We start from the raw sequence: 26,629 nt of genomic DNA, 5'->3' as shown, positions 1-26,629 counted from the left end.
GGTCGGCGGTAGGGGCGAGGGGAGGGGGATCACCTGGCCTGCACGGAGCCGTCTGGCGAACGAAGGCCGGGGACACCCCTCGCCCCGTCAAGCCGACGCGCCCTTGAACCGGGGAACCGGCGGTTCCCGACACGGGCCGCGGCAACGCGGCCCCGGAAAAAAAGCCGGGGCGTTCGGCATCGCCCGAATCCCCCGGCTGGCGTGGCCCGTGGCAGACGGCCTCCGCTGATCTTTCTGGACGGACAGAAAAGCTTGTTCTGCGATCACAACTTGCCGATGATGGCCTCATGACACTGAGCCGCCATCTCGTCCTTGCCGTACTCTTCATTGCCACAGCTTCGACAGCCGCCCTCGCGCAGACGCGCGTGGTGGATGGCGATACCTTTGACCTCGAAGGGCTTCGCATCAGAATCAATGGGATCGATGCCCCAGAATTCGGGCAGCGCTGTGGCGATTGGGATTGTGGCCAAGCGGCACTGGAACAGCTCGACGCGCTGATTTCAGCAGGCACGGTCAGTTGCGAGGCGCTGGACCAGGACAAATATGGGCGCACGATTGCCCGCTGTGACGTCGACGGTCAGGATCTCGGTGACGCGATGATTGTGGCGGGCTTGGCGCGTGCCTTCACCCGCTATTCAGATGATTATGTCGGCGCGGAGGAAACTGCCAGAACGGCGGCAGTCGGGATCTGGCAGGGCGATTACGAGACACCCTGGGATTTCCGGGACCGGAAATGGGCCGAGGCCGCGCAGAACGCGCCAGAGGGATGCCCGATCAAGGGCAATATTTCGGACGGCGGCAAGATTTACCACGCGCCTTGGTCGCCGTGGTATGGAAAGACCCGGATCAGCGCGTCAAAGGGCGAACGCTGGTTCTGTTCCGAAGATGAAGCCATCGCGGCGGGCTGGCGGGCACCGCTCTGGCGCTGAGAATTATTCTCTGACATGGGTTTTCGAAACACAGCATTTGACGAGAGGTAAGATGACTGCACGGGCGATAGGGACGATTTGCGGCGCGGCGCTTGGTTTCCTGATTGGTGCCGGCACCGGCATTGTCGGTGGACCGTTCGGTGCGATGGCTGGGGTGCTGGTGTTCACCACGGGCGGAGCTATCTGGGGCTTCAGCGCCGGTCCCGACCTAGCCCGTCAAATCAATCGCTGGCGCTCCAAGTAAGGACCAGTCCTACCCACGCTCGAAAAACCCCGGATGCGGTGCATTGAGACCAAACCGGATGGCACCATCGCCGAACCGTGCATTGATTTGATCGAGCGCCTTTGAGACCTGTTCGCCCCGCGTCAGTTCGGTCGGGGCGAGGGGAAGAAGCAAATCCCCCTGCCGCGCGGTCAGAAGGTCAACATCGCCCAGATGGACCCCAAGACTGATGACGGCGCCAGGCCGGACGCTGCGCCAGAGGCGCACCCAAAGCGCACGATGCAACCGGAGAAAGATTGCCGTGTCCTGTGTTGGAAAGCAGCTGACATTCCGCGCCCAGGTGCCGCCGGAGAGAAAACTGACCTGCAAGCTGAAGCGCGCTGCTACGCGACCATCGCGGCGCAAGCGCGCACTGGCCTTTTCGACCAGCCAGCGACCGACATGATAGGCGCGCACGGGATCACGATATTCCGGAGCCAGCACCTTGCTGTTGCCAAACCCGCCGCGCTCGGTGGCGATCAGCGGGATCTCCATTCCTTGCAGCATCCGCACGAACCGCTCGCCCTCGACAGATCGCCAGATCAGCCTGGCGTGGCGCGGATCGAGCGCATGGAGGCTCGGAATGTCGAAGATGCGTGCGCGGTAAAGCCGGGCCTTCATCGCCTCTGAAATCCCCGGCAGATCGTCCAGCGACAGATGGGCGATGGCCTCTGGCATATTTTCCGGCCCTAGCCAGCGGCAGCCATCGGGTTTTTCCAGCTTGCCCGCGATCTTGGCCAGGAGATGATTTGGCCCGATCCCTGCGGAAAACCGCAGGCAGATGCCGACCTCGGCCGCGACTGCCGCTTTCAGCCCGGCGACGAGACCCGTCGCACCGGCAAGGCTGCGTGCCTCGCCGGACAGGGCCAACTGGAACTCATCGACGCTGCGGATATGGGTCAGTTCGGCATGGCGATCGAGCACATCGGCGACGGCCAGGTTGAAGCGGACATAGAGGCGATGGCGGGAGGGCAGGAAGGTGATGCCGGGGCAGAGCCGCCGGGCATCGCGCACGCTGGTGCCGGTTTTCACGCCGAAGGCCTTGGCCTCATAGGAGGCGGCGACGCAGGCGCCCGATTCCGAATCGACGGCGGTGATCGCCACCGGGCGGCCGCGGAGGCCTGGGTTGAGTTGCTGTTCGACGCTCGCGAAAAAGCTGTTCATGTCGAGATATAGAATGCGGAAGGGACCCATGCGCTAAACCTGCCGGATGGTGTTTTCGGCTTCATGTTCTATTTTTGTTCTCATGGATCGCAAGCAGCAATTGAGAAACGTCGCGTTCGGCGGCGCCTGGTCGGAACAGATCGCGGGCCGCGAGGCCATCGCGGCCGCGATCGAGACCTTGAAGCTGGCCGCCGCCGGCGCTGCGCGCCGCGACCCGCGGTCGCCAGAGACCAGCGCGGCACTTGATTTGCTTTGCAAAAATCACCCGAAAGGCGACATATTGCAGGACGCATGGAGGCGCGGCGCGACCTGGGAACCGGCGCCAAGGCGCATCCGCGAGTTGGCACGGATTGCCGGGCTTTTGGCGGCAGGGCAGGGAGACGGCGGGACGAGATCGGGCAATGTGCAATAAATACGCCAATTCGCTGAACCAAAACCTGATGCGGGAGTATTTCCGGGTGATGCGTGAGCATGATCGCTTGGGTAATGCCGAGCCTTTGCCCGCGATCTGGCCTAAATATGAGGCGCCGGTCGTGCGGCTGACCCCGGAAGGGGACCGCGAGCTGGTGCGGATGCATTGGGGCTTCCTGACACCGCAGGTCTCGAAAAAGACCGGCAAGCCGATCAAACCGGCGGCCTGGAACAATGCGCGCGATGACAAGCTGCGGTCGGCACCGCTCTGGAAGGACAGTTTTCGCCAACGCCGCTGCCTGATCCCTGCCAGTGCCTTTTGCGAAACGAAAGGCCGCAATCCGGCCGTGGATGTCTGGTTCGGCGTTGTTCAGGAACGCAATCCGTCGCCCTTTGCCTTTGCGGGCATCTGGCGCCAGGGCCAACCCGGCATCAACGGCGAAGACGGCGACTGGCTCACGCATACGATGGTGACGACCGTCGCGAACGATCTGGTGAAACCCGTCCATCCGCTGCGCATGCCCGTGATTCTCGACCCCGAGGACTACGAGACATGGCTCGCGGGCGGTGATGACGCAGCCTTCGCGCTTCTGAAACCCTATCCGCCCGACCGGATGTTCGTGCTCAAGGGCGACTGATCGACCGAGCCGGTTGTCCAGATCACAAGGCCTTGCCCAAAGGCAGGGCGCAGCGGTCCTTGCAGGCTGACAGCGAGACATCACGGATCGAGCGTCAGCCTGGGGTCAACCGGCAGTGCCCAAGAGGCGTGACCACGAGGATGCCCTGCGTGGATCGCGGATAGTCCCAATGCGAAAGCGGTTAGCGGATATCGTATAGTGGATAGTGGTTGTTGCATCGTGCATCGGTCAGTTGCCTCCACTCGCGATCATTCGGCATAGGGTGCGGCCTCTTCCGTCAGGCCCATGCGGTCGGCCCGGTCCCAGAAGGCCTGGTGCCGGGTGGAGATCTCTCGGGCGCGGGTGAAAGCCTCCAGGCGGGCGGCATCGAGACAGGCGATATAGGGCGAAAATTCCGAGAAATACCGCTCGAAATCCTCGGCGACGATATCGGCATATTCGCTGAAGGTGGCGTCGTCGTCTGGCATGAACGGCTCTTCGGGCGGAACACAGATTCTGTCCTGCCCGAGCGCGGGTCCGCTGAACGCCAGCAGCCCGATCAGCCAGATTCCGGGCCTCATGTCGGGTCCTCCGCTCGTTTCCGTTCGCTGAGGCCGATGAGGCTGCGGATCAGGTGCAGATCGCCCTCGTGATATTTCTTGATCATGCCGCGGAGATAGCCGCCGGGCTTGAAGATCGTGGTGCCAGGCTCGGCCTTTCGGGCATCGAGGATGAAGACCGAGAGCATGGCGCTGTCCTCGCCCATGACCTCTTTTGCGGCCGCCCAGGCATCCGGGCTGATGCCGAGTTCCGGCACGCGCCGTTCTGCTGCCCATACGAAATCATGGAACCGAAGTGAGCGAGGTTCAGCCCTGCCACTCAGGTAAAACTGCATTTCCGGCGATGCGAGCCTGAACAGCCGCTCCGGTCCAAGCTTGGCGATAAATTCGCTCTTGAACGCGCCGCTGGCCGCCCCATCATTTTTTTCACTGCAATTCGGGCCGCCGTCAGGCGGCGCGACAGAAGAATTGTCGTGCGCGGGCTTGCCCGCGCGCTGATGATTGACGTGGTCGTTACAGATACGAGAAGATTCTTGGGTTGTATTTTGTATATAGGGGCGCTCGTTTTCGAGCGGTCCACCGATTGATTCTTCTACTTTTTCGAGAAGATCGAGGGTGGTTCTGCACAGGTTATCCGCATCCTCGACATGGGCGGTGAGCGTCGCGAGATCCATGATGTGGAGCTGATCGGCCGAGGGCCATTCCTCCAGGCATGCCCGGATCTCGCTGATCAGGGGATGATCGGGGGCGATCTCGCAGAGATGATCAAGTGCCTGGACCAGGTGCCGGCGATGGGTGCTGCGTTGCCCGCGCAGATATTTCGCCTGCTGTCGCTCGACCGTCAGCCTCTCATCGATGGCCATCAGCTCGTCCGCTCGGGCGATGGCAGCACTGAGATAGAGCCCGGTCCCGGCGGCACGTGAGCGGCTGCCATTGGCGCCCGTGCGTCTCTCGATCAACCCTGCCACTTCCAGCTCGACGGTGATCGCGCGCAAGCGTGGCTGCGACAGGCCGAGCATTTTGGCGACCTCCCCAGCTTCTGCATAGATGACGGGGGACCGATCATCTGCGATCCAATCAAGAGGCCGTGTCAACGCGGCCAGGCGCACAAAGGCATGGGCTGCGGCACGGCCGACACCGAGTGACGGCGCCACACGTTCGACCAGCACGGCGAAACTGTCGCGCTGCATCCGCTCCGGAAGGACGGGGTGTAGATCTGATGGATCGCGGTAGGACCGCGTAGCGGCGGGATGAACCGCCCGTGGATAAGTCATTCTTCTGCTCCTCATTTCCGTTGAGGCGCAAGGAATCCGGACAAGATTTCTCTGTTCGCGCAGGCGCGTTTTTTGCTTGATCTGCTTTTCGGGAGGACGTACAAATGAGCCTGTGTTTAGGGCTATTCAGGTTTGGCGACCTGTTTGCACGATCCCCCCCGCCGGGTTCCCCGCGCGGGGGTTCGCTTTTTCTGGGTCTGGTTGATCCTCGCTCGATGATTCTTGATTAGTTCTTAACGCGACAGGCTACAGCTTCTGGTAGCGACCAGCAAATCTTGACTACGATGCACTAAGAGCAACCATATCTAGTAGCGAACCAGTTCGAACCCGTGTTCGCCGAAATAGTCGTTCCACTCGATGCCTACGCCGCGAAACCGCCCTTCTGCCTCGCAATCACCACGAGGCTGGACGCTGACCTCCATCCATGTCGGAGCGTCGTAGATATCGAGACTGTGCCAGTTGAAGGCGCCTTGTTGATCGTAGGTCCCGATATTTGCCCGCCGTCGTGCGCGCCAACAGATATCGTCGCCTTCCGAATTGCGGTGGTTCCACTGCCACCAATCGACGTCATAGACCTTGATCGATCTGATGAATTCGAAATCTGAAGCTGACAGATCGACCCTGCGGGGACGCACTGCCTGCGCTTCGATGAGCTGCGAGAAAGCGCTATCGGGCGACAGGCTTTGCTCGGGAAGCGCAGTTGTACTGATCGACCAGAGGCGTTCCATTGGACTCTGGCTGTTCAGGGAAGCACCCATCGGACAGCGCCAGATCTGCAGGGGCGGTTCGATCGGCCAAGGCGTGATCCTGCGAATGAACTCGGTCCTTGCGGCGGCACATTCAGTTGATGAAGGCCATCCGCCAGCAAGACATAGCAGGATGGCACAATCAATTTGGTAGGCTTGTGAGGGATTTGACGACAAGATTGGGGCGGCGATGAACAAGGCGCCCACGAGGCTCCTACAGCCTTTTATCTGGAATCGCATATCATTTCACCTATCTGCATTGCTGATAGTGAAATTGTTAGTCTTTCGAGTCGATGGTGGCAACCGATGATTGTGCGTAACTTGAGGGTCGAATAGCGTTCGAGGGGTCAAAGAAGAAGTTCGGGGGAACAGATATCTGGGATATCTCGCCCGTGTTCCAACGGTAGTGGCCTCGGACAGTGTCCCCATCTTGGGTAGTCTGGGTCAGAATCGCCTCACGTCTTGTCGTAAAATCGCTTGCATCCATCGATTCGCCCCAACCGTACATTGAAGTAGCCCTATAGGTTCAGCTAAGTATCTTGGCTCTCGCCCAACTTCTTCTATTCATTTCAGCGTGTAATATTACAAGTCGTGTGCCCAGGGATAACGGCACAGTCAAAGGCTACGAACCTGCCGTCGTCGTTGCCAACAACGTCTCCCAATGCCTTAGGGGACCAGCCGAGGCGGGATGCCATACGCAAGAAGGCGGGTGAGCCGAGGAATAGGCAACGCTCTGCACCGACCGTATAAAGATAGGTATTAGCCGCCTCAAGGATTCGCTCGACAACCCCAGACCCTGGCAGCGCCACTAGGCGGGTAAGTTCCCAGGTGGTTTCCTCCATTGGTGGCAAATCGTGACAGAGATTCATCGGCATACCTGGCAAAAGCCCAAGGTAGGCATCACGGATCATGTAAGAATAGCAGATCGAACCGGCGCCGGCGCGGCGATCAGTCCGCCGCAGTCGCGCGCCACCCAGTACTTTCCCGCTGTCGTGGGCGATAATATAGGTGGTGTCGAAGGTGTCGTATTGCTCGAACTCGATGCCGTCGGCGTGAAAAAGTGGCCATGCCTTCTGTTCGACGAAAACTTCCTTCCGCATCTTCAGAAAGCTTGCGACCAGATCATAGCGCCGAATGTCTCCGGGCATGGTCACCGCCTCAACCGCAACGGCAGGACTGCTCATCGGACCAATGATCACGATCAGTTCCTCATCCAGATTGGCAGACGTGCCAAACCAAGGAACTGACGTGACCTAACATGAGGATGTGGTAGCCAGAGCCCGCCTTCCGTGATCTCAATCCGCAGCACACCGTCTTTCGCGTAGAAGTCGAAATGCTCCAGCATGGTCTCCACCATATCCCGGCTGAACTCAGCTTCGCCCAACTTCTGATCTGGAAATACGCTAACCAACCCAAGAACTCCTCTGTCCCTGCGGTCAGTAAACCCGCGGTTGCATTGCTGTCGCGCGCAAAACGAGCAAAATAGGCTATACGGAGTATCCCTAGGGATATAAAATTAACATTATTCAGGTGCCGTCGTGTTCAAAGATCTTATCCCCAACTTCGATGAAGAGATGCAGCGCCTAGACAGCCTGGCGCCGACAGGCTGGATCATTGGGTTCAATCTTACCCTCTACAAGGGAGCAGAACACATACACACGACCTATCCTGACGCGTGGCGGGAAATCTATGAGGACAAAAACTACTTCTTCGGCGATCCAATCGCCCTCTGGTCGATGACACGAACCGGGTTTGTGCGATGGTCAGAGGTAGGTTTCCCTGATCTTCTCGGCGTCATGAAGCAGGCTCGCCAGTTCGGCCTTTATTACGGTATTGCTCTGGCACGTAAGGTGAACAAAAAGCGGTCTTTTTTGACCTTATCCAGAGCCGACCGAGAGTTTACCGACGAAGAGATTGCGGCTGTTGATGCCAAATTCAAGGTATGGAGCGATCTCGTTCTGGATCGCGCATCACTTACCAGCAAGGATATCGCCGTGTTGCGGTGCTTGAGAGACGGGCTTGAATACACAGAAATCGCAGCAAAGCTCGATATCTCTGAAGCGACAGTCAAACAACGTGTGGCGAAAGCCAGTCTCAAGCTTGGCGCAAAGAACAGGGTTCAGGCGGTCGCGATTGCCGTAACGAGGAAGTACCTCGACTGAGATATCTGCGAATTCTCCGTTGTTTCAGCTGTTTGCTGAAGACGCTTGAGCTCTTTGGTGTGTCACAATGCTCCGAAGAGACCACATGGCGTGCGCCTTGGGATGACTTGAAAAATCCCGGCATGACACCGTAAGAATGAGTCGACAGTGAGTGTGAAATATTCATTTCACCTACTTGCATTGTCGATACGTAATTTGATAGTCTGGCGCTGACGCGTCAGGCAACGTTGTGGAGCGCGTCGTATGACCAACCAAGTGCAGGTTAGCAACGAGGTGCTCACCCTTGACATGTGCAGAGAAAAACTGCGTGACGGTTGGGAACTTCACGTCGTCTGCGCGGAAGACCCTGTCCCCGCACAGAATACAGTACGAGGTTCCTGGTACTTGGTTGCATATGAGCCGGATTCTGGCCGGTGGGGTGTGGTCGTTACCCAGAGAGATCTGTACCGCGAACGACGCCGTGCCCAGGAATCTGGCGAAAAGCTGGACCCTTCAGATTACGCCTACCGGGAAATCAAAACGACAACCGGCTTATTCAACGCTCAGACCGAACTGGGTATTACAGCGACTGTCTCGCCCGGCGCTAAAGGTGTCGTCATGGTGGCCCGCCTCTAACGTATTAATTTTCAATAAGTTAACAGGCCCAGAGCAGCGAATATCTGCTCGCCGCCCGCAGCAAATTGCCAACCTCCTGCTTGCGGCCTTCTTCGCTTCGCAACCACTCCCGTCAGCAGTCCAAGCGGATGTGATCCGTTTCGGGGCATCGACCAATGCAACGCAGTCTGCAGCGGATGCGCGGCCCCGTGCCGTCTATCGATACGATCAGTCCGGAAAACTGATCGTGCCGTCAAAACCTGCGGAACTTGATGCAGACGCGCTTGCACCAGCCGGCACCTCGACTGCTGGGCAGATTAACCTCGTGCAGCCAGGTGGTGCGCTCGGCAGTTATTCAACACCGCTGGAAGGGGTGCGTGCGACCGCGGCGAGATATCAGAACCACCCGGCGATTTCCGCTGCCGGTCTGACCCGCGCGGAATGGATGGCGCTGTTTCAGGCGATGATCTGGCAGGAATCGCGATTCAACCCGAGGGCAGTCAGTCCGAAGGGCGCGCGTGGTCTGGCGCAGCTGATGCCGGGAACGGCAGCAACACTCGGCGTCGATCCGGGCGATCCGATGCAGAACCTGGACGGCGGCGCCCGTTATCTGCTGATGCAGCTTGGCACCTTCAAATCTCCGACGCTGGCGCTTGCCGCCTATAACGCCGGTCCCGGCGCCGTCCAGAAATACGGCGGCGTCCCACCTTATCGCGAAACAAGGAATTACGTGGTGACGATCCTGTCGCACCATGAACGACTGATGGCAGCACAATGAAAGGATTTGCCATGACGAAAGTGAATTACTCGCAAATGACGCTGTGCCTGCTGATGGTGGCGCTCCTCGGGCTGGCAGCGACGGATGCCATGGCCCAGCAGGTCCAGTTCAGCAAGATCGACACGCTCGGCAATAGCTTTGTAACCTGGCTGCGAGGAAACCCGATCACGATCTTCTTCACGGTGGCCCTGATTGTGACCGGGCTCCTGGCAGCCTTTAACCGCATCAGCTGGATGTGGGTGCTGATGATCTGCGTCGGCGCATTCTTTGCTTTCGGCGCGACCAATATCGTCACGCAGCTGAAGGCGGTATTCACCTGATGACCGAGAGAACCCCCGTCATTCTCGGGCTTTCGAGGCAGGCCAATCTTGCTGGTCTGCCCATGCCCTATACGCTGGCGGTCGGGGCGCTGATCATGTTGCCCTTCATCTGGTTCAAGTGGATGCCATGGCTGCTGACCGGCTTGTTCTGGTATCCGGCAGCCCGTGTCGCCGCGATCATCAACCCACACGGCCATCGTGTGCTGGCCGTCATTTTTCAGCGGACGCCGCCGAAATTGGCGGCAACCAGGGAAAAGAGGGTGCGTCGCTATGTTTAACGCCCGTGACATGAACGAATTGAGCGAACGTGCGCGGGCGGTCATGCCGGCCGACATGAAGCTCTACCGGCACATGCCCTATGTGCTGGAAGTCGATGACGAAACGATCCGCACCCGCGAGAACGGCCTGATGATGGCCATGGAAGTGACCGGCATCGACGGCACGACCAGTTCGGACGGTGATATCCGCGAATTGCGACGAGCGTTTGCACATGTCCTCGACGGGCTTGATGAACGCTTCACGATCTATATCCACCGGATGATGCGCCCTGCCGTGTTCGGATTGAAGCCGATCCGTGGTGACGGATTTGCGGCGGATGTGGATCGTACCTGGCAGGCGCATCTGGCCAGCAGGAACCTGCATGATTTCGTGCTGGTGCTGACGGTCGTTCGCAACCAGGTGCAGCCCTTGCGGGTGCCGCTCTTCGGGAAGGCGGCAAACCGCCTTCTCGACAACAATACGGCCAAGCGGCTGCACGAATTGCGTGAGGTTGTGTCGATCATCGAGACAAGCTTTGCGGTTCGCACGCGCCGGTTGAAGATCGGTGACGGAAGCCTTCTTGGCTTCCTGTCGGCCATCAACACGGCGGTTCTGCGCAAGGAATATCGTGGATCGCGGACCATGATCGCCGAGGATGTGTCGAATATCGCCTTGGCCTTCGATCCGAACAGGGGGTCGATGAAGGTCGAGGAAGGTTTCGACCGGCCGCGTTATGCGGCGACGCTGGCGATCTGGAAATACAGCGAGACGACCTGGCCGGGGATGCTCGATGCGCTCGACACCTCGATTGACACGGTGATCTGCCATTCGTTCACACCAGTCGCCAATCACAAGATTTCGGGGCGGGTGAAGCGCCGCGTCAACCAGATCCGTGCCGCTGGCGATCTGGTGCCGACGATCGAGGCGCAACTGCTCCAAGCTGCCGATGACGTGGAGACCGGAAAACTCGGGATCGGTGCGCATCAGCTGTCAATCACAATCTTCGCAGACAGTGAAGCGGAACTGGACGCTCGTGTTTCTCATATCCGCGGCATTGCCGAGCGGATGAAGGTGACGCTGACGCGCACGATGCGCGCCCAGGAGGCGACCTTCTTCGCGCAGCACCCCGGCAACCAGGATTATCAGTGCTTCGAGATGGCCGTCAGCACGGTCACATTCGCTGACATGGCCTCGCTGCACATGGAAGATGCCGGCACACCGGCGGAGGGTTTGCCCTGGCAGACGCCGATCACGGTGATGGAGACGGCGGGTGGCTGCGCGCATCGCTTCAGTTGGCACAAGCCCGGCAAGCCTGCGCCTGCCGACCCGACGCTCGGACACACGCTGGTTCTCGGCCCGTCCGATGCGGGCAAATCGACGACGATGGCGTTTCTGGCGACGCAGGCGATGCGGGCCGGTATCCGTCTCATCCTCTTCGACAAGGACAAGGCGTTGCGGCCGGTGGTGACGGCACTTGGGGGCCGCTATGCGGAGATCCTTGCCGGTCAGCCGACCGGGCTGAACCCGCTCCTGACGGAAAGCGGCCCACGCGGCGAGGCTTGGCAAATGGACTGGCTGTCAACGCTGGTTGAACGCGGCGGTCAGAAGCTGACGCCGCAGCAGTCCGAGGCGCTGAAATCGGCGATCCGGCAGAACGGGCAGGCCCCGGCCGAGCTTCGGGATTTCCGGCATTTTCAGGACCTGATCGGCGATGTGAACGATGGCCGCAACCTGGCCATGAGGATCGGCGAATGGGGACCCTCGGGCCGCTATGGCTGGGTGTTCGGCGAAGCGGAACGGCCGATTGTCGATTTCGAGGGCGCGGGCAACGTGCTCGGGATTGATCTGACGGAGATCCTAGACCTGCCGATCGAGCGCACGGCGGTGCTGAGCTATATTTTCCGGCGTCTTGAACTGATGTTCGAGGATCATATTCCGACTGCCCTGCTGATCGACGAGGCCAGCCGGGTGATGGATGACGATTATTTCTCGCTGCGGGTTCCGAAATGGCTGCCGACCGTGCGGAAACAGAACGTCCTGATGTTCCTGATGACGCAGTTCCCGAGCCAGATCCGGGACAGCAAGGCAAAGTCGATCCTCGAAGGTCTGCCGAACCGGATGCTGTTTCCGAACAGCCGCGCGACCGAACGGGACTATGACGGCTATGGCCTGACCGAGAACCAGATCGGCTTTCTGCTGAATGGATCGCGCGGACAGCGCGAAGTGCTGTTCAATGGTCATACCGGCTCGACAGTGCTGAATGCCGATCTGTCCGCATTGGGACCGCTTCTGGCCGCGCTTGGCAGCGACACCGCCGCGAAACAGGCTTTTGGCGACGATTATGCAACGCGACCGAATTTCTGGAGGACCGAATAAGATGACGAAGGCAATTATCCTGCTTCTGACCGCCCTGCCGCTGCTGGCGGCCTGTGGCGAGACGCCGATCAAGAAATCGAACTGCTGGTCCAGCATGGCCCTGCTTCCGTCCGACGATTGCGATTTCCGCTATGTTCCTGCGGCGAAGTGATCAGACCGGCAGGCGGGCAACCTGTCTGCTGATGGCGGCCAGCGTGGCTGCGGCACCGCTTGCGGTGCTGGCCCAGGGTGTGCCCGATATCGACGCCAAGGGCATTCTCGCCATCATCCTGCAACTCGACACCGGCCATGAGACCAGGACTGCGGAGATCGAGGAAACTGCGCGGCAGACGGAGCTTCTGGCGCGGGAAGAGGAACAGCTGGCGGCACTCGATGGCACGCTGGAACTGCTGACCGGCACCAGTGCCTTCATTCCGGGTCTGGAAGAGGGCGGCGGCGCTGGCGGCGCCTATGCGGCCTCGACGGTCTATGCGATCGACGACAATAACCCCTATGTTGATCGGATCATGGGCGATGCGCCCGTGACGATCGAGCAGATGATCGCGGAGACGGCCATCAAGTTCGGCGGCCATCCTGCCCTTGGCCGGGCAGGCATCAACGCGGTCGAGTTCCGTTGCTGGTTCCAGGCATTGGTGAAGCAGGAATCGAATTTCTCCATCGGCGCGAAAAGCCCGAAGGCAGCTTTCGGTCTCACGCAGATCATCCCCGGCACGGCGCAATATCTCGGCATCTATCCGGCCTATTACGACGATCCGCGCCTGCAACTGGACGGCGGGGCGCGATACCTGCTGGAACAGCTGGGCAAGTTCGGCTCGATGGAAGTGGCACTTGCCGCCTATAATGCCGGTCCCGGCGCGGTCCAAAAATACAATGGCATCCCGCCCTATAGGGAAACGCAGGACTATGTGCGCAAGATCAGCGGTTATTACAGCCGATATGCCGCGCGCATGGGCGGCGCGGCCGATGCGATCGGCACGCTCGACCCCAAGGATCTGGCGATTGCCGAAGCCTCGAACCTGTCGGATGCCGGGACGCATTACGCCGCATGGAGCATGGACACGATGACTGCTTCCGCCACGCGGCTGCGGTCGATCCTCAGCCAGATCGAGGGCACGGGGTCGGTCAAGGAAGCGATGGATCTGAACACCTATGCGCGGGGCGAGGTCGCGCGGATGGGCAATATCCTGATCCGGCTGATGGCGACGCGCCAGAAGATCGAGGCGGCGCGGAATGCGCTGCTGATCCAGGCCTATATCGAAGATGAAAAATATTTGCAGGTGAGGTTGGAACCATGATTTTTACGAAGATGAAACTCGGCCTGACCGTGCTGGTGATCATGGCCGCGCCGACTGCCTTCGGCCAGGGCGTGCCGACGATCGACGTGACCAGTATCGCCAAGCTTCAGGAAATGATCGCCGAACAGAAGCTTCAGCTGCGCGAGCAGATCGCGCAGAATGTGAAGCTGGACGAACAGACGCTGAAACTGGTCGAGCAGATCAGGACGCTGGAAGCGCAGCTCGACGCGCTGCGCAACGGATTGAGCCTGGCCGATCTCGGCCTCGATCCGGCCAGTTTCCTGCGCGATATCCTGCCCGATTTCTCGGACCTGTCGAAATCGCTCGACGCGGCCAAGGCGGGCAACTGGTCCGGCGTGCTGGCCAACGCCACCCAGATCGGGGGCACCAGCGTCAGCGGCTATGTGGACAAGACCTTCGAGCAATCCGGCATCGAGCGCAGCGATGTGGATGCGCTGGCGAGCAGCGACGATCCGTCGGCGGCGCGGATTGGCAATCAGGCCAATGTCGGCGCCTTCATGTCGGTCGCGGCGGAAAGCTCGTCGCAGGCGGCACGCGAAAGCCTGACCCGGATGGACGGCTTCATGCAGCAGATCGGCGACACGACCAACCTGAAAGAAGCCATCGATCTCAACACGCGCGTTACCGGTGAACTCGGGATCGCGCTGGCGAATATCTGGGCGATGGAGGCGGTGCAGACCGTGAGCCTGGGCGAAGCCGGGATCATGGATGCCGCGACCGCTGCCGATGAAGAGAAATACCTGACCATCAAGCTGCCGGAGGATTGAGATGAAGAAGCGCATGATCCTGGGCGGAACTGCCGTCCTTGCCGTTTTGGCCGCCGTGGCGGTGGCACAGATGCGTCCGGGCGAGGAACCCACGCCCGAGGGCCTGGTGACTGAGGCCGACGACAATCCCTTTGCCGGGCTGGACGAGATTTTCAACGAACCCGGCCCAGATCTCGGCATGACGGAAGAGGAAGTGCAGGCCGAGGACGATTACCTGCGCATGTCGCCGCCGGCGGGCGAGACCGGCGACGTGCCCGAGGCGCTGACCGAGAACGTGCTGTATGAGACCTGCGAGAAGGTGCCGGAGGTCAAATCGGCTGAGTATCAAGCGAAAAGTGAGGATGGTTACGCTTCGCGAATGATCTATAGCTATGTTCTGATGCGGCACGCCCTGGACAGCCGGGACTGTACCTGCGCGGGCAAGGTCGCGCCTTTCGCCGAGGTCCAGAAGATCAAGGATCAGATCGCCGCCGAGCATGGCGACGACTGGAACCGATATCAATTTGGAGATGATTACTTTGAACAGTCGCGCAAGCTGCGCGATCAGGTGGAAGCGATGTGTGGGGGCAAGTTCTGATGGGCATTGTCACCGATATTCTGACCACCATCGATACCAGCGTCATGACCGCCGGAGAACGCTTCTTCGAGGCCACGGCCTCGGGAATGCTGCCGGTGATGACCATCGTCTGCACGATCCTGCTGATCCTCGTCGGCATGAACATGGCCATCGGCTATTATCAGATGAATGCGCGGGATTCGATCCAGCTCGCGGTGCGGATCATCCTTGTCTATTTCTTCGCCTTCTCCTGGTCGAATTTCGGGCCGATCTATGACGCTTTCGCCACGGCCAGCGGCGATATGGCGATGCGCTTCTTCGACGTCGCCGCGACCACCGGCGACAGCAGCACATATGCGGCGATGGATAAGTTTGCCTCGCAAATGGCAGATACCGCCGATGGTGTAGCCAAGGCGCAGGGCTCGATTGTTCGCGGTGTGCTCGGCGCCTTCTTCTTCGCGCTGCTGGCGCTGCTGATGGGCATTTATGTCCTCATCGTCGGCTTTGCAAAGATCATGCTGGCCTTCCTGATCGGCATCGCGCCAATAGCCATGGTGGCGACGATCTTCGAGCGGACGAAGAACATGTTCGAGGCCTGGCTCAGCAGTTTCGTCGGCTATCTGATGTATCCGATTGCGGCATCATCCGTGATCGCCACCATCGTGGCGGTGGCTCGGCAACAATTTGAGCCGCAGGATAACGTGGACACGATCAGCCAGATCATCGGCTTCCTGGTCGTGGTTTTCGTCGGCATCTTCGCGTTGAAGGCGATTCCCTCGGCGGCGTCGAATATCACCGGCCATTTCCACCTGGCCAATATCACGCCGCAGGCGCTGCGCCTCGGACAGGGCGGGCTCGGCGTGGCGGCGCAGAACGTGCCCGGCACCTCGACGATGCGCGACGCGGCGACCATCGCCAGCGCCGCCCGCGCCGGCACATCGGACGATCCGCGAAAACGGGCGCAGGACCGGGACCGCGAATTGCGTGAACGTGGCGCAGCGATCGGTCAGAAATTCCGCGACATGCGGTTGCTGCGCGGCGGCAAGGACTGAGCAGACAAGGCCAAGAGCCAAATTCATGAGGTGAATTATGACAGACCGCGTGTCTGAACAGAGGACGATTCTCGAAAGCGAATTGATTTTCGGGGCAAGACGCAGCCTGCGGACGGCCTGGGGTGTGGCGATTTTCAGCAGCCTGATCGCGGTGGGCGAGCTGACCGCCCTGGTCATGCTGCTGCCGCTGAAGGAGACGCAGGCTTACCTGACCATCGTGGACCGCGACACCGGCATCGCCGAACGCGCGGTCGAGATCGAGAACGCGAGTATCGAACATGCGGATGCGGTCAAGCAGAGCCTCGTCTTCAATTACGTCATGGATCGCGAGACCTATGATGCGAATGACAACGAGCGCCGCATCCTGGCTGTCTATCGCAAGTCGGCCGGCATCGCGCAGCAAAGCGTGCGAGCGCTCTGGACCGAGGGCAATGCGGATTATCCGCCCGATCTCTATGGGGCGACGGGCAAGATCTCGATCGAGGTGTTGAGCGTCAACCCGATTGATGAGGACACGACGCAGGTGCGGTTCACCAAGACGCTGAGCCGTCCCGGCGAAGATGATCGGATCGGCAATTTCTATGCGACCGTCACCTGGCAGTTCGTGCCGACGCAGCAATCGGCGGTCGAGCTGGTCTGGGAAAACCCCTTCGGCTTCACGGTGACGGATTATCGCGTGACGGCCGAATCTCTCGAAGCCCAGCAGGAAGGAGGCAACTGATGCTGAAATCGACCTATGGCGCGGCCGCTCTGGCTGCATATCTCGCCCTGCCGGGCCTTGTTCATGCCGAGGCGCGGCCCCAATCGGGCTCGCGCGATCATCGCGTGACCTATGCGACCTATCAGGAGGGCCAAGTCTATACGGTGCAGACGCGGGTGCGGAACGTGACGCTGATCGAGCTTGGCAATGGCGAACGCATCCAGTCGATCGCCATCGGCGACAGCGAAAGCTTCCAGATCGACAAGTTGGAAGGCGCGAACGTCTTCACGGTGAAGCCGGTCATCCAGGGCGCTGCAACCAATATGACCGTCGAGACGAACCGGCGGTTCTATTTCATCAATCTCGTGGAAACCAGCCGCGGCACGCCCAGCTGGTCGGTGAAATTCACGGTGCCCGGCGAAGGCAGGTCGACCCGCTCGGCGGGCGCTGCCGCCGCAACGGCCGCCGCGACCCTGCCGCCGATGCGCTATGCGGTCTCACGCAAGGTCAATGGCGCGACCTTCGCGCCGACCGGCGTTTCCGACGATGGCAACCGGACCTATTTCCAGATCCCGCCTGGTGCGCCGATGCCAAGCGTTTTCCGGGCCGATGGCAAGGGGCTCGAATATGCGGTCAACAGCACCACGAAAGGCACCGTCATCACGGTTGCGGGCCGCTCGGAACGGTGGGTGCTGCGCTATGGCGATCAATATGTCTGCGTGACCGGCTCGGCCGCACAGGCCGGGCTGTAAGGAGGTATCGATGGCGAATGAGAACGAGCAGAGCGGCATCGAGGAACGGTTGCAGCGCCTTCAGCGCAAGCCCGGACGGATGAACCGCTGGAAGCCCTGGGCAATCGGTGCCGGAACCTTCACCGCCGGCGCAGCACTGGCCAGCTATGCTTTCCTGACTGCGACAGATGCGCCGCCGCAAGGCACATCGCTGAACCTGCCCACGTCGCAGGTAACGGATTTTCAGGACGGCAGCGGCCTCGATGGCTTTACCATCACCCGGCCGCGTCCGGAACCGCAGGTGCCGCAAGCCCCGGCCACACGCACGGAAACGGTGGAAGTGGTCGATCAGACGCGGATCGACGAGTTGGCGGCCGAGCTTGATGGATTGCAGCTGAAGCTGACGGAGGGCGATACGGCCCGCGACGCGCTTCTGGCGGAAATGGAGCAGATGAAGGGCGATGCGGCGCTGAAGGACGAGGCCCTTGCCGAGGCCGAGCGGGAAATGCTGCGGCTGCAATCGCAACTGGAAACCCAGGATCAGCTTTTTGGCGAACAGGATGCCGCCGCCGCACTTGAGGCGCAGCGCCGGGCCGAATACGAGGCTCGCCGGGCCGAAGAGGAAGCACGCCGGCAGGCGCAGATCGCCTCGCCCATGGTGGCCTTCCGGGCCAGCGGCGGTTCTAGGGCGGCGTCGGGCGAAGGCGGCGAGACACGAGATTATGCGGCCGGAGACGATTTCCTGCGGGCAGGGGCGAACAAGGCACGGGTGACGCAGAGCGAAGTCATCGGCAGCCCGTCAAACACCATTATCCAGGGCACGCTGATCGAAGCGACGCTGGAAACAGCAATCAGCAGCCAGTTGCCCGGCAATGTCGCGGCCAATGTCAGCTATGATGTCTGGTCGATGGACATGAGCCAGGTGCTGATTCCGCGCGGCTCCAAACTCTATGGCCGCTATAATTCGCAGATCGAGCGCGGACAGCGGCGGGTGATGATTGCCTGGGACCGGCTGGTCACGTCCGATGGGCAATCCGTGCAGCTCGAAGGCTATGGCACAGACCGCATCGGCCGGGCGGGTATGACCGGCAAGGTCAACAATCACACGCTGGCTCGCTTCGGATCGGCCGCGGCCGTGTCGATCATCGGTGCGCTGCCTGACATTGCCGTCGCCAGCATCGAGGAAAATGGCGGCAGCGAGACCACGCGCGATACGGTGGAGAGTATCGGCCAGGATGCGTCCGACGCCCTCGATAACGTCTTGGCTGAATATCTCGACATTCCGGCAACGATTTCGGTCGACCAGGGCGCGGTGGTCATGGTTCGGGTCAATACCGATCTTGAGATGTTCTGATGGCTGGCTATCTCGATCATTACCTGAAGCGCCTCGATATGATCCTGGGCGACCCTCTGACGATCGAACTGGCGATCAATGGCGATGCCGGTCTCTGGGTTGAAAAGGCCGGATCGGCTCATATGAGCCGCTTCGACGGGATCAGCCTGAACCCATCGGAAGTGACCGATCTGGCCGGGCAGATAGCACGATCTGCCGAGCAGCCGCTGACGGCTTTGTCGCCGATGATTTCCACCACGGTGCCCTATGGCGGTGCGACGCTGCGGGTGCAGGCGATCATTGCGCCGGCGGCATTCGGCGGAACGATCCTGTCGTTCAGGGTTTTCCGGCAACGGTTGGCATCGGAGGAACCGAAGAAATTCGGTTTCCTCAGGCAGCAGGGCATTTCGCTGGAAACCGACAGGCTGGCAAAGATCGAGAAGATTCACAGCCTCGCGGCCGATCTGGGCGTTGGGGGTGATGCCGATGCAGTTCTGAAGGCTTGCGTCGCTATGAAGCTGAACATGATCGTGTCCGGACCGACCTCGGCCGGCAAGACCGAATTGGCCCGCCGGTTGATGTGGATGATCTCTGATGAGGAACGGTTGGTGCTGATCGAGGATTCGGCTGAGGCGCTGCCACATCAGCCAAACCATGTCAGCCTGATCGCATCGCGTGACGACACCTCGCCGCGCTCGGCCGACAAGCTTCTTCAGGCCACGCTTCGTCTGCGACCTGACAGGATCATCCTGGGCGAAGTGCGCGGCGGGGAAGCCGCAACCTTCCTCGGCGCGATCAATACCGGCCATGAGGGCAGTTTCACGACGCTGCACGCGGCCAGCGGCCGCAAGGCCATGGACAAAATGGCGCTCTTGGTGATGAACACCGGCACCCAACTGAACTATGGCGAGATCCTGCGCTATCTGCGTGGATCGATCGATGCTGTCATCCAGACAGGCCGTGAGGGCGAGGCGCGCGGCATCATGGAAGTCTATTTCCCTGCACTGGATGACGACCTGCTCTGAGCTGTTCCCGTTCGGCCACGTGCAGATTTCGCCATGTGTGCCGCAACCAGATTTGAAGGAGTTAGAGATGGACAAGGATATTGAAGACTTGGCTGAGCGGCAGCGGGAGGCATTGGCCGAGGGGCGCGCGGCAGAAAAGGCGGGGCAACCCGTCATTTACATTCATGGACGCCCTTACGCGGACCCTGCCGGCGAATCTTTTGCACCCGGCGAAGGCGCTCTTCGACCGGCAAAACTCGCGACACGGGATGATGGCGATGAGCGCCTGAGGGACATCGAGTCTGGCAATGCGTCGATGATGATGAAGCTGGTTGAGAGCACCGCTGAGAATATGGCCTTCATCCGCGAGAACCTTTCACAACTGGCGGCACGGGATCGCGGGGCCGTCGAGGCCGCCTATGGTCGGATTCTTGCCGAGGCTGCCGCGGACCATCAGCACAGCGCAGCTTCGAGGAAGCGCGAACTGGACATGGATCTATAGGAGGCAGGTCTATGAACCGGACATTGATCGCCCTGCCGCTCAGTATCATCAGCGGTGTTATCATCGGCCTGATGCTTGGGGGCATGTGGGTCCAGCATCAACTCGGCGCCAATGCCGCCTCTGCCGACATGTTTATTCTGGTGAAGCAGTTTCCGGGCTTGTCACGCAGCATGACGCAGCCTTGGTTGGCTGGTTATCAGATCGCCGGTGCGGCGCTGGTTGCGACCGTGCTCTTCACGCTGGCGCTGTCCTTCACCCAGAAACTGACCCAATACGGCAAGGCGCATTTCCAGTCTTCGGCCGAGATCAGGAAGAACGGTCTCCTGCAAAAGATCGGCGGCGGTTTGGTTTTTGCGCGCCTCGGCAGGCATGGTCTTCTTGGCCGCTTCCCGGGCCGGTTCCGGTTCATCGCCTCGAACTGGGACACGTTCCCACATTGCCTGGTCGTGGCGCCGACGCGGGCTGGCAAGGGTGTCGGCTATGTCATTCCGAACACGCTGCTGTTCCCTGGCAGCTGCGTCATCCTCGATGTGAAGGGTGAAATTTTTGAGGCCACATCCCGGCGCCGCCAACGCCAAGGTGACGAAATCTTCTATTTCGCGCCTTTCGACTTCGAGCACCCCTCGCATCGCTACAACCCGCTGGAACGTATCGCCGCCCTGAAGAACACCGATCAGCAGTTCACCGAGCTGAGCAAGCTGTCGACCTATTTCCTGACCACCAGCGAGAAGGGTGGTGCCGCGGATTTCATCGTGGGCGCAAGGGAGCTGTTCGTCGCCGGCGGCATGCTCGCCATCGAACGCGGCAAGCCGACCATTGGGGAAATCACCCGCGTCCTCTTCGGAGGCGCCGACAAGTCCGAGGAATACAAGCTGCGCGCGGCCGAGACCCGTCACCAGCAGACCAAGGATATCTTCACGGATTTCAGCGGCTATGCCGACCGCACGCTGTCCTCCTATGTCTCTGTCCTGAAGGGAGCGGGCCTCGGTCTCTGGGTGAACCCGAAGGTGGATCGCGTCACAAGCGGCAATGACTTCAGCTGGTCGACGCTGCGAATGAAGCCGCAATCCGTCTATATCGTCGTCAACAGTGACGATATCATCACCCTTGCGCCGCTGATGCGCCTTCTGTTCGGTGAATTGATCGCCACCTTGCGGTCATCCCTGCCGAACCCCAAGACCGAGCCATGGCCCGTGCTGATCATCCTCGACGAGTTCGACCAGCTGGGCAAGATGCCCATCGTCGTGCAGTCGCTGAAGCAGCTGGCGGGGCACGGCGGGCGCGTGTCGATCATCACCCAATCCATCCCCGGCCTCGACAATATTTATGGCGAGAATGATCGGCTGTCGGTCGAATCCGGCGCTGGCATGAAGTTCTTCATCAGCCCGAACGAGAAAAAGACCGCTGCCGAGGTTTCCGAGGCCCTGGGCAAGACGACCCGGCTTTCCGTGAGTGACAGCCTGTCCTCTGACAGCCGCGGCTTCCGGCGGCGGTCTGTGTCGCGTCGGAACGAAGAACGACCGCTGATGAGCCCGGATGAGGTCAGGAAACTCCACGCCTCGAAGGTGATCCTGATCCCCGAACGACAGAACCCGATTCTCGCGGATCGCATCGTCTATTACGAGGACCCCTATTTCTCGAAGATCATGGCAGCGCAGACCGGACCGCTGCCCTATCCCGACGAGCGGCATCAGATCAGATCGATGCGTGACGAGATCGACAAGCTGCAAAGCCAGGTGGCGCAGTTCCGGCCCCTGACTTATGCGCCGCCGCCGCCGGGTAACACCGCCAAGGCGCTCATCGCCGAGGTGGAGGCAGCGCAACCCGCCATGACAGATGACGAGGCGCGGGAGGCCCTGCGTCCCTCGGACATGGAAGTTATCAAGAAGGCGTCGGATTTCCGAAAGAAAATGAAGGCGAAGGTTCCTGGCGGGTGACGTTCGGCTCAAAACTGCCAGTCGGTCTTTGATTGGCGCTGCGGTGCAGCTTCCCTAGACCGGACGTTCGTGCCTAGCGCAGCGAGATCGCGCAGGCGAAGTCTGCTTTGCGGACAGTCCAGTCGTTCGGCCTTGCGCTGCCAACTGGCGCTACCCGCGCTCAGCCGACATTGGCCGAAACCAGATGATGCTCAGCGAGCGACGGTTCCTGCCAATGGTTGAACGGCGGCTTCTGGTGCGGTGCCAAAAACGGTCGTTTTTGTCATCGAGGGGCTCTGTTGGGCTCTGATGCTGTATCCGCCCTCCCGGCGGCATCGACATGCCAAGGTGGGCGATCAAGATACACCTCAATACACTACCCAAAATCCGAGATTCAAGCTATAGTTACTTAGATAGGTGCTTTGGCATCTGAAAATTTTGGAAAAACAATTTACTGCAGACTGTAGAAAGTTCTCTGGGAGGGTGCCTTGAGTAAGATAAACAGAAAGTTCTTTTTCGATACAGTGCGTCTGACACTCTTTGATGGGTCACTTCGGAAGGCTCAAGTGCAGGGGCTTACTGGCCTACTCGACTATTGGGAACAGCATCACGCTGCAAAGGACGACAGATGGCTAGCGTATGTCCTAGCCACTGCGCACCACGAAGTTGACCGGAAGATGCAGCCAATTAAAGAGTACGGTAGCGACAGCTACTTTTTCAGAATGTACGACATCGACGGTGATCGGCCCAAAGTAGCAAAACGCCTAGGCAACTTGGCTAAGGGAGATGGAGTGAAGTTTCACGGACGAGGGTTTGTGCAGATCACCGGACGCTACAACTATGCGGATTGGGAAAACCGGCTAGGAACTGACCTTACAAGTAGCCGCGCCAAGGCTGATAAGGTGATGAATCACAGCAGAGCGACAGAAATTATCTTTGAGGGTATGATCTTAGGGACTTTCACAGGAAAGAAACTTTCCGACTATTTTGTTAATGTGAAACAAGACTGGGAGGGTGCCAGGAAGGTTGTTAACGGGACCGATAAGCAGGCTCTAATCGCATCATATGCGAAACGCTATTATGCAGCGATCTCTTACACTACTGCTTAACGACAACAGGGGCTCTTAGTCGGCCTTGAGTTCTTGCAGCCTTTGTTCCAATGCCGCCAGTTCAGAGTCAAGATCACGGTTGGCGAGCCTTCTTATGAAAGAGATTCGATCCACAATATCGTTCATGCCAGGGATTTCATAATGGTATCCGCCGCCGTCGAGTACCTCCTGAAGAGCGACACGTGCTTCTGCTCTTGCATCGGGACCGTACATCCCGCGATTGATCAGGAAGCCAGCGTATGTGCCAATGAATTGATCAATTGTCCTTGACGCTTCAGCCTCTAAATCCAGCGCTTTCAGCGCGCTAGTTTCCTCAATAAATGCCTCAAGAGTGGCTATCTCGTCCGCTTTCTTTTCCTCTTCGGTGCGAGTGTCAGGAGGGTTCTTGAGTGTCGAAAGAATTCCGTCGCATCCCTTCGCATAGACATTTTCTAGATTGGATGTGTCTGGTACGTTAATCACTGGGCCCAAGGCGTGAAGAACCCCTCCATCCGCGCCGCCCTCTGTGATCCCAATCCCTACAACTGTTTCGATGCGACGGCGAATGTCATAGTGGGAACCGAGAATATTGGTGACTTGATTGCAAACACTTTCTTTCTCATCCCCTGGCAACATGCTGCCATTTGCAAGACCACTAGAAATCTCAGAATAGAACCGCTCTATCCGGTCGATGTGTTTGTTCCAGCTGTAGTTAAATCGGTTCCAATGGTCACTATCGCGCGTCCTGCGAATGGCGTTTGGAATGGTGTTCAAAGCATAGTTGACAGACGAGCTATACTCACTTCCTTCGTTGGAGCTTAAGGCCGTTCTGAATGCATTGTCAAAACTCTCCCGGCGGTTCCTGTCATCGATGGTCTTCATGATGATTTGAAAGGAAAAAATCAGAACAACAACGGCCAAAATCGATAGGATCACCAGTCTTATCTTTTTGGGGATAGAATAAAAAATGCTCGTGATGATGTTTGACTCTTTTGCTGTGATAGAGCCTACGCTAACGGTTGGAGATTGACCCTTCTCCGCAGGGGTTTCATCCCTTCTGTCAGTCGAGCCTTCGAACCGGAATCCACCTTCTCTTGACTCCCATTTCTCACCGCGAATGACAGGGCCGTCGAGATTCATATTCTCAAAAACGATGTCGTCTCTTACAGCCAGTTCCCTGATGTCAACTAGGGCTGCTCTACTGAGACCGGAGTTTTCGGCCAGAGCCTCCCGAACCAGTTCTTCAGCCAGAGATTTGATCTCTTCAGAGTTGTCGATGCCGCTTTGAGACACGTGCTCCTCGACCGCCTCCCGTGCGGATGCATCGTTAGGCGAGTTTTCGATCTCCTCGAAGCGAAAGTCGTCAGCTACATCTTTGATCAATGACTTCAGTTTAGCATATAGAACGCTGATCGCATCATTTGCTACGTCCGTGAGCGCGGCAGTGGCACCCGCAATTATGGCCGTTGTTACAACTGACATTTGTTCCCCCAACAGCTTTACTGATTAGAAAAATCAATTTCGGCTATGCAATCGTCATCTCTGGCTGCGATGTACGTTTGAAGAAGAATATCTAGGTATGCAGAGTAGGAGAATACCCTAGCAGCACCATCATCAATTTTCCCATCGAAACGGGATTTTGCGACTTCAAATAAGAGATCAAAGTCTGCTGATCGAACCGTTTGAAGAGCAACAAAGTGGTCATCACAACGTCGGCTGACGTCAGTTGTCACGAACGCACCTTTGAAGTTCGTCAGGAAATTTTCAATACCTGTCGTGTCCACGGTTTCGGCGTTTGCCACGCTTGAAGTAATTTCTGCCATTGTAGCTGCACTAAGAAACCGAACCATCACAATCCTCCAAAAACTACTTCTACAAGCTTTTTGACGTTCATATCGCTCAAAAGATGTATAGCACGAGAAGGGCGTGAAATCATCGTAAACCGGTGTAGTAGAGAGGTGGCTCGGTTTGCTTTATCTGGGCAAGTGGTCAAAAGGTGAACAAAAAAAGGTCGTTTCCGGCGCGTCACGACGGGTTCAAGTGATTTCATAGGCCTGGATCGGACAGAAACCTCAGCCAAAACCACGGAGGTTCTGGCGCGGTTTTGTCCGTCATAAGAGCGATGGCGGCCATTCGTCGAACAGGGCGTTCGGGCGGCTCGAGGCAACCTGACAGAATCGGTCGGATGACCGCAAGGTCGGCATTCCCGCCGCTGGTGCAGCCCGCAGCAGTAGGCAAAAACGGGCTCTGAGCCGACACGCGGCGCTGCGGCGACGCCCAGGATACCCGTCGCAGGCTTGCCATCAGCAAGGGCGGCCCTTTGCAGACGTTGGCGCGACGATCTGATGCTACGTCGCGGCTTCACCACTTCGGACATTCGGCGTGCCTGCAGCAATCTTCCTGTCCGAGCTTGAAGCAGGCTTCGCGCGGATTGCGGGTTGGCGTCGCGCAGAGTAAAAAATTCCGAGCAACACCGGAAGGTATTTATGGACCAGTCCGATCAGGAACTCGAGCGTCTCAGCGCGCTGTTGCATGGGCTGCCCATCGAGAACATGCCCATGACGCTCAGTGAACTTGATGGCTACGTAGTCGGTGTTCTTGCCTGCCCGGATATGATCCCGCCCTCGGAATGGATGTCCCATGTCTGGGGAGAGACAGGTGAGGCAAATTTTCCCGATCAGAAAACCGCCGAAGCCACGGTCGGTGCCGTCATGGCTCACTACAACTCGGTTGCGGAGGCGATGACCCGCTCACCTTCGATCGAACCCATCTACGAGGTTGACCCCAACAGTGATGAGGTGATGTGGGAGCCTTGGATCGATGGCTTCACTCGCGCTATGGGGCTAAGACCGGATGCTTGGGATCGACTGCTCGCTCAGGCCGACGAAGAGACGCGGACGACGATGATCTTCTTGATGGCGCTTCAGGAAATATACACTGGCCACAGCAAGTTCACGGATGAGGAGATCGACGAAATCGACCTTGAAGCACCCAATCTGATCCCGAACTGCGTTGCGACGATACTCTATCAGTCTCGTCCCGAGCTTTCCCGCATGGAGCCCGCAAATCGTTCCGAGATGCCGTTCAACGCCGGTCCCCGGCCCGGGCGGAACGACCCATGCTCCTGTGGGGCGGGCCGCAAATACAAGCAATGTTGCGGTCGGAACTGACCGATCGCCCAAGTCTCTCACGGCCCTTACCGGACGGTCGAGT

30 protein-coding genes are annotated in these 26,629 nt (G+C 59.1%); 23 read left to right on the top strand and 7 right to left on the bottom strand.

What is annotated here, in order from left to right:
* Positions 1-287: 287 nt before the first annotated feature.
* Positions 288-929 carry a thermonuclease family protein gene (locus IT41_RS14330; protein WP_036742634.1) on the top strand — a complete coding sequence of 214 codons (642 nt, stop codon included), beginning with the start codon at positions 288-290 and terminating at the stop codon, positions 927-929.
* Positions 930-981: 52 nt separating this feature from the next.
* Positions 982-1,173, top strand: coding sequence for a hypothetical protein (locus IT41_RS14325; RefSeq protein ID WP_036742633.1), 192 nt, complete (start codon positions 982-984; stop codon positions 1,171-1,173).
* 9 nt (positions 1,174-1,182) lie between these two features.
* On the opposite strand, the gene IT41_RS14320 is transcribed toward IT41_RS14325, so the two are convergent.
* Complete coding sequence (locus tag IT41_RS14320) at positions 1,183-2,385, bottom strand: DNA polymerase Y family protein (RefSeq protein WP_036742632.1); 1,203 nt, start codon at positions 2,383-2,385, stop codon at positions 1,183-1,185.
* A 52-nt stretch (positions 2,386-2,437) separates the two neighbouring features.
* On the opposite strand from IT41_RS14320, the gene IT41_RS14315 reads away from it, so the two are divergent.
* Positions 2,438-2,767 (top strand): hypothetical protein, encoded by a 330-nt coding sequence (locus IT41_RS14315; RefSeq protein ID WP_036742631.1) that lies wholly within the window; start codon positions 2,438-2,440, stop codon positions 2,765-2,767.
* A complete protein-coding gene (locus IT41_RS14310) occupies positions 2,757-3,404 on the top strand; it encodes an SOS response-associated peptidase (RefSeq protein WP_036742629.1) in 648 nt (215 codons plus the stop codon). Before IT41_RS14315 ends, IT41_RS14310 begins: the two co-directional genes overlap by 11 nt.
* A gap of 248 nt (positions 3,405-3,652) precedes the next feature.
* Here IT41_RS14310 and IT41_RS14305 read toward each other — a convergent pair whose 3' ends face one another.
* From IT41_RS14305 to IT41_RS19525, 4 genes are all read right to left on the bottom strand, one after another.
* Complete coding sequence (locus tag IT41_RS14305; protein WP_052081591.1) at positions 3,653-3,964, bottom strand: hypothetical protein; 312 nt, start codon at positions 3,962-3,964, stop codon at positions 3,653-3,655.
* Positions 3,961-5,217, bottom strand: a complete 1,257-nt coding sequence (repC, locus tag IT41_RS14300) for a replication initiation protein RepC (RefSeq protein ID WP_331435334.1) — start codon at positions 5,215-5,217, stop codon at positions 3,961-3,963. The genes IT41_RS14305 and repC overlap by 4 nt, the downstream gene beginning before the upstream one ends.
* A 305-nt stretch (positions 5,218-5,522) precedes the next feature.
* Positions 5,523-6,161 (bottom strand): hypothetical protein, encoded by a 639-nt coding sequence (locus IT41_RS20105; protein ID WP_231564754.1) that lies wholly within the window; start codon positions 6,159-6,161, stop codon positions 5,523-5,525.
* Positions 6,162-6,532: 371 nt separating this feature from the next.
* Positions 6,533-7,162, bottom strand: coding sequence for an acyl-homoserine-lactone synthase (locus tag IT41_RS19525; protein ID WP_139221709.1), 630 nt, complete (start codon positions 7,160-7,162; stop codon positions 6,533-6,535).
* Positions 7,163-7,501: 339 nt separating this feature from the next.
* On the opposite strand from IT41_RS19525, the gene IT41_RS14280 reads away from it, so the two are divergent.
* From IT41_RS14280 to IT41_RS14205, 18 genes are all read left to right on the top strand, one after another.
* The gene (locus tag IT41_RS14280; RefSeq protein ID WP_036742621.1) at positions 7,502-8,125 is read left to right on the top strand and encodes a helix-turn-helix transcriptional regulator; all 624 of its coding nucleotides are present in this window, start codon (positions 7,502-7,504) and stop codon (positions 8,123-8,125) included.
* Between the two features lie 243 nt (positions 8,126-8,368).
* Positions 8,369-8,740: a hypothetical protein gene (locus tag IT41_RS21650; RefSeq protein WP_231564753.1), complete on the top strand. Its 372-nt coding sequence runs from the start codon at positions 8,369-8,371 to the stop codon at positions 8,738-8,740.
* Positions 8,741-8,870: 130 nt separating this feature from the next.
* A complete protein-coding gene (locus IT41_RS21645) occupies positions 8,871-9,497 on the top strand; it encodes a lytic transglycosylase domain-containing protein (RefSeq protein WP_331435333.1) in 627 nt (208 codons plus the stop codon).
* Between the two features lie 11 nt (positions 9,498-9,508).
* Entirely contained in the window at positions 9,509-9,817 is a 309-nt protein-coding gene (locus IT41_RS14270) for a TrbC/VirB2 family protein (RefSeq protein ID WP_175496428.1), read from the top strand.
* The gene (locus tag IT41_RS14265; protein ID WP_074948140.1) at positions 9,817-10,095 is read left to right on the top strand and encodes a VirB3 family type IV secretion system protein; all 279 of its coding nucleotides are present in this window, start codon (positions 9,817-9,819) and stop codon (positions 10,093-10,095) included. Before IT41_RS14270 ends, IT41_RS14265 begins: the two co-directional genes overlap by 1 nt.
* Positions 10,088-12,451, top strand: coding sequence for a VirB4 family type IV secretion/conjugal transfer ATPase (locus IT41_RS14260; RefSeq protein ID WP_081967570.1), 2,364 nt, complete (start codon positions 10,088-10,090; stop codon positions 12,449-12,451). Before IT41_RS14265 ends, IT41_RS14260 begins: the two co-directional genes overlap by 8 nt.
* 1 nt (position 12,452) lies before the next feature.
* Positions 12,453-12,602, top strand: a complete 150-nt coding sequence (locus IT41_RS20820; protein WP_156116963.1) for a hypothetical protein — start codon at positions 12,453-12,455, stop codon at positions 12,600-12,602.
* A gap of 43 nt (positions 12,603-12,645) precedes the next feature.
* The gene (locus IT41_RS14255) at positions 12,646-13,746 is read left to right on the top strand and encodes a lytic transglycosylase domain-containing protein (RefSeq protein ID WP_175496427.1); all 1,101 of its coding nucleotides are present in this window, start codon (positions 12,646-12,648) and stop codon (positions 13,744-13,746) included.
* Complete coding sequence (locus IT41_RS14250; protein ID WP_036742614.1) at positions 13,743-14,534, top strand: type IV secretion system protein; 792 nt, start codon at positions 13,743-13,745, stop codon at positions 14,532-14,534. Before IT41_RS14255 ends, IT41_RS14250 begins: the two co-directional genes overlap by 4 nt.
* Position 14,535: 1 nt before the next feature.
* Positions 14,536-15,111, top strand: a complete 576-nt coding sequence (locus IT41_RS14245; protein ID WP_036742612.1) for a hypothetical protein — start codon at positions 14,536-14,538, stop codon at positions 15,109-15,111.
* Complete coding sequence (locus IT41_RS14240) at positions 15,111-16,142, top strand: TrbL/VirB6 family protein (RefSeq protein ID WP_036742610.1); 1,032 nt, start codon at positions 15,111-15,113, stop codon at positions 16,140-16,142. The genes IT41_RS14245 and IT41_RS14240 overlap by 1 nt, the downstream gene beginning before the upstream one ends.
* A gap of 49 nt (positions 16,143-16,191) precedes the next feature.
* Positions 16,192-16,863, top strand: a complete 672-nt coding sequence (locus tag IT41_RS14235) for a VirB8 family type IV secretion system protein (protein WP_036742642.1) — start codon at positions 16,192-16,194, stop codon at positions 16,861-16,863.
* The gene (locus IT41_RS14230) at positions 16,863-17,594 is read left to right on the top strand and encodes a TrbG/VirB9 family P-type conjugative transfer protein (RefSeq protein ID WP_052081585.1); all 732 of its coding nucleotides are present in this window, start codon (positions 16,863-16,865) and stop codon (positions 17,592-17,594) included. Before IT41_RS14235 ends, IT41_RS14230 begins: the two co-directional genes overlap by 1 nt.
* Positions 17,595-17,604: 10 nt before the next feature.
* The gene (locus tag IT41_RS14225; protein WP_052081584.1) at positions 17,605-18,927 is read left to right on the top strand and encodes a TraB/TrbI/VirB10 family type IV secretion system protein; all 1,323 of its coding nucleotides are present in this window, start codon (positions 17,605-17,607) and stop codon (positions 18,925-18,927) included.
* A 161-nt stretch (positions 18,928-19,088) separates the two neighbouring features.
* Positions 19,089-19,931 carry an ATPase, T2SS/T4P/T4SS family gene (locus IT41_RS14220; RefSeq protein ID WP_462498365.1) on the top strand — a complete coding sequence of 281 codons (843 nt, stop codon included), beginning with the start codon at positions 19,089-19,091 and terminating at the stop codon, positions 19,929-19,931.
* A gap of 67 nt (positions 19,932-19,998) precedes the next feature.
* Positions 19,999-20,412 carry a hypothetical protein gene (locus tag IT41_RS14215; protein WP_139221708.1) on the top strand — a complete coding sequence of 138 codons (414 nt, stop codon included), beginning with the start codon at positions 19,999-20,001 and terminating at the stop codon, positions 20,410-20,412.
* An 11-nt stretch (positions 20,413-20,423) separates the two neighbouring features.
* A complete protein-coding gene (locus tag IT41_RS14210) occupies positions 20,424-22,349 on the top strand; it encodes a type IV secretory system conjugative DNA transfer family protein (RefSeq protein ID WP_052081580.1) in 1,926 nt (641 codons plus the stop codon).
* Positions 22,350-22,816: 467 nt separating this feature from the next.
* Entirely contained in the window at positions 22,817-23,437 is a 621-nt protein-coding gene (locus IT41_RS14205) for a hypothetical protein (RefSeq protein WP_197056003.1), read from the top strand.
* A gap of 15 nt (positions 23,438-23,452) precedes the next feature.
* On the opposite strand, the gene IT41_RS14200 is transcribed toward IT41_RS14205, so the two are convergent.
* Together IT41_RS14200 and IT41_RS20815 are read right to left on the bottom strand one after the other, a co-directional pair.
* Positions 23,453-24,898 (bottom strand): hypothetical protein, encoded by a 1,446-nt coding sequence (locus IT41_RS14200; protein WP_036742606.1) that lies wholly within the window; start codon positions 24,896-24,898, stop codon positions 23,453-23,455.
* Between the two features lie 17 nt (positions 24,899-24,915).
* Positions 24,916-25,266, bottom strand: a complete 351-nt coding sequence (locus IT41_RS20815; RefSeq protein ID WP_139221707.1) for a hypothetical protein — start codon at positions 25,264-25,266, stop codon at positions 24,916-24,918.
* Between the two features lie 636 nt (positions 25,267-25,902).
* On the opposite strand from IT41_RS20815, the gene IT41_RS14195 reads away from it, so the two are divergent.
* The gene (locus tag IT41_RS14195) at positions 25,903-26,586 is read left to right on the top strand and encodes a UPF0149 family protein (protein WP_036742604.1); all 684 of its coding nucleotides are present in this window, start codon (positions 25,903-25,905) and stop codon (positions 26,584-26,586) included.
* Positions 26,587-26,629 lie beyond the last annotated feature (43 nt).

The organism is Paracoccus halophilus (genome assembly GCF_000763905.1).
Classification (GTDB): Bacteria; Pseudomonadota; Alphaproteobacteria; order Rhodobacterales; family Rhodobacteraceae; genus Paracoccus; species Paracoccus halophilus.
This window is presented reverse-complemented; position numbering and strand designations above follow the sequence as displayed.

Excerpts from the sequence above, each read along its gene's own strand:
- IT41_RS14330 (WP_036742634.1), top strand. The coding sequence starts at position 288 with ATGACACTGAGCCGCCATCTCGTCCTTGCCGTACTCTTCATTGCCACA.
- IT41_RS14325 (WP_036742633.1), top strand. The coding sequence starts at position 982 with ATGACTGCACGGGCGATAGGGACGATTTGCGGCGCGGCGCTTGGTTTC.
- IT41_RS14320 (WP_036742632.1), bottom strand. The coding sequence starts at position 2,385 with ATGGGTCCCTTCCGCATTCTATATCTCGACATGAACAGCTTTTTCGCG.
- IT41_RS14315 (WP_036742631.1), top strand. The coding sequence starts at position 2,438 with ATGGATCGCAAGCAGCAATTGAGAAACGTCGCGTTCGGCGGCGCCTGG.
- IT41_RS14310 (WP_036742629.1), top strand. The coding sequence starts at position 2,757 with ATGTGCAATAAATACGCCAATTCGCTGAACCAAAACCTGATGCGGGAG.
- IT41_RS14305 (WP_052081591.1), bottom strand. The coding sequence starts at position 3,964 with ATGAGGCCCGGAATCTGGCTGATCGGGCTGCTGGCGTTCAGCGGACCC.
- repC (WP_331435334.1), bottom strand. The coding sequence starts at position 5,217 with ATGACTTATCCACGGGCGGTTCATCCCGCCGCTACGCGGTCCTACCGC.
- IT41_RS21650 (WP_231564753.1), top strand. The coding sequence starts at position 8,369 with ATGACCAACCAAGTGCAGGTTAGCAACGAGGTGCTCACCCTTGACATG.
- IT41_RS14270 (WP_175496428.1), top strand. The coding sequence starts at position 9,509 with ATGACGAAAGTGAATTACTCGCAAATGACGCTGTGCCTGCTGATGGTG.
- IT41_RS14265 (WP_074948140.1), top strand. The coding sequence starts at position 9,817 with ATGACCGAGAGAACCCCCGTCATTCTCGGGCTTTCGAGGCAGGCCAAT.
- IT41_RS14260 (WP_081967570.1), top strand. The coding sequence starts at position 10,088 with ATGTTTAACGCCCGTGACATGAACGAATTGAGCGAACGTGCGCGGGCG.
- IT41_RS20820 (WP_156116963.1), top strand. The coding sequence starts at position 12,453 with ATGACGAAGGCAATTATCCTGCTTCTGACCGCCCTGCCGCTGCTGGCG.
- IT41_RS14250 (WP_036742614.1), top strand. The coding sequence starts at position 13,743 with ATGATTTTTACGAAGATGAAACTCGGCCTGACCGTGCTGGTGATCATG.
- IT41_RS14245 (WP_036742612.1), top strand. The coding sequence starts at position 14,536 with ATGAAGAAGCGCATGATCCTGGGCGGAACTGCCGTCCTTGCCGTTTTG.
- IT41_RS14240 (WP_036742610.1), top strand. The coding sequence starts at position 15,111 with ATGGGCATTGTCACCGATATTCTGACCACCATCGATACCAGCGTCATG.
- IT41_RS14230 (WP_052081585.1), top strand. The coding sequence starts at position 16,863 with ATGCTGAAATCGACCTATGGCGCGGCCGCTCTGGCTGCATATCTCGCC.
- IT41_RS14225 (WP_052081584.1), top strand. The coding sequence starts at position 17,605 with ATGGCGAATGAGAACGAGCAGAGCGGCATCGAGGAACGGTTGCAGCGC.
- IT41_RS14215 (WP_139221708.1), top strand. The coding sequence starts at position 19,999 with ATGGACAAGGATATTGAAGACTTGGCTGAGCGGCAGCGGGAGGCATTG.
- IT41_RS14210 (WP_052081580.1), top strand. The coding sequence starts at position 20,424 with ATGAACCGGACATTGATCGCCCTGCCGCTCAGTATCATCAGCGGTGTT.
- IT41_RS14200 (WP_036742606.1), bottom strand. The coding sequence starts at position 24,898 with ATGTCAGTTGTAACAACGGCCATAATTGCGGGTGCCACTGCCGCGCTC.
- IT41_RS20815 (WP_139221707.1), bottom strand. The coding sequence starts at position 25,266 with ATGGTTCGGTTTCTTAGTGCAGCTACAATGGCAGAAATTACTTCAAGC.
- IT41_RS14195 (WP_036742604.1), top strand. The coding sequence starts at position 25,903 with ATGGACCAGTCCGATCAGGAACTCGAGCGTCTCAGCGCGCTGTTGCAT.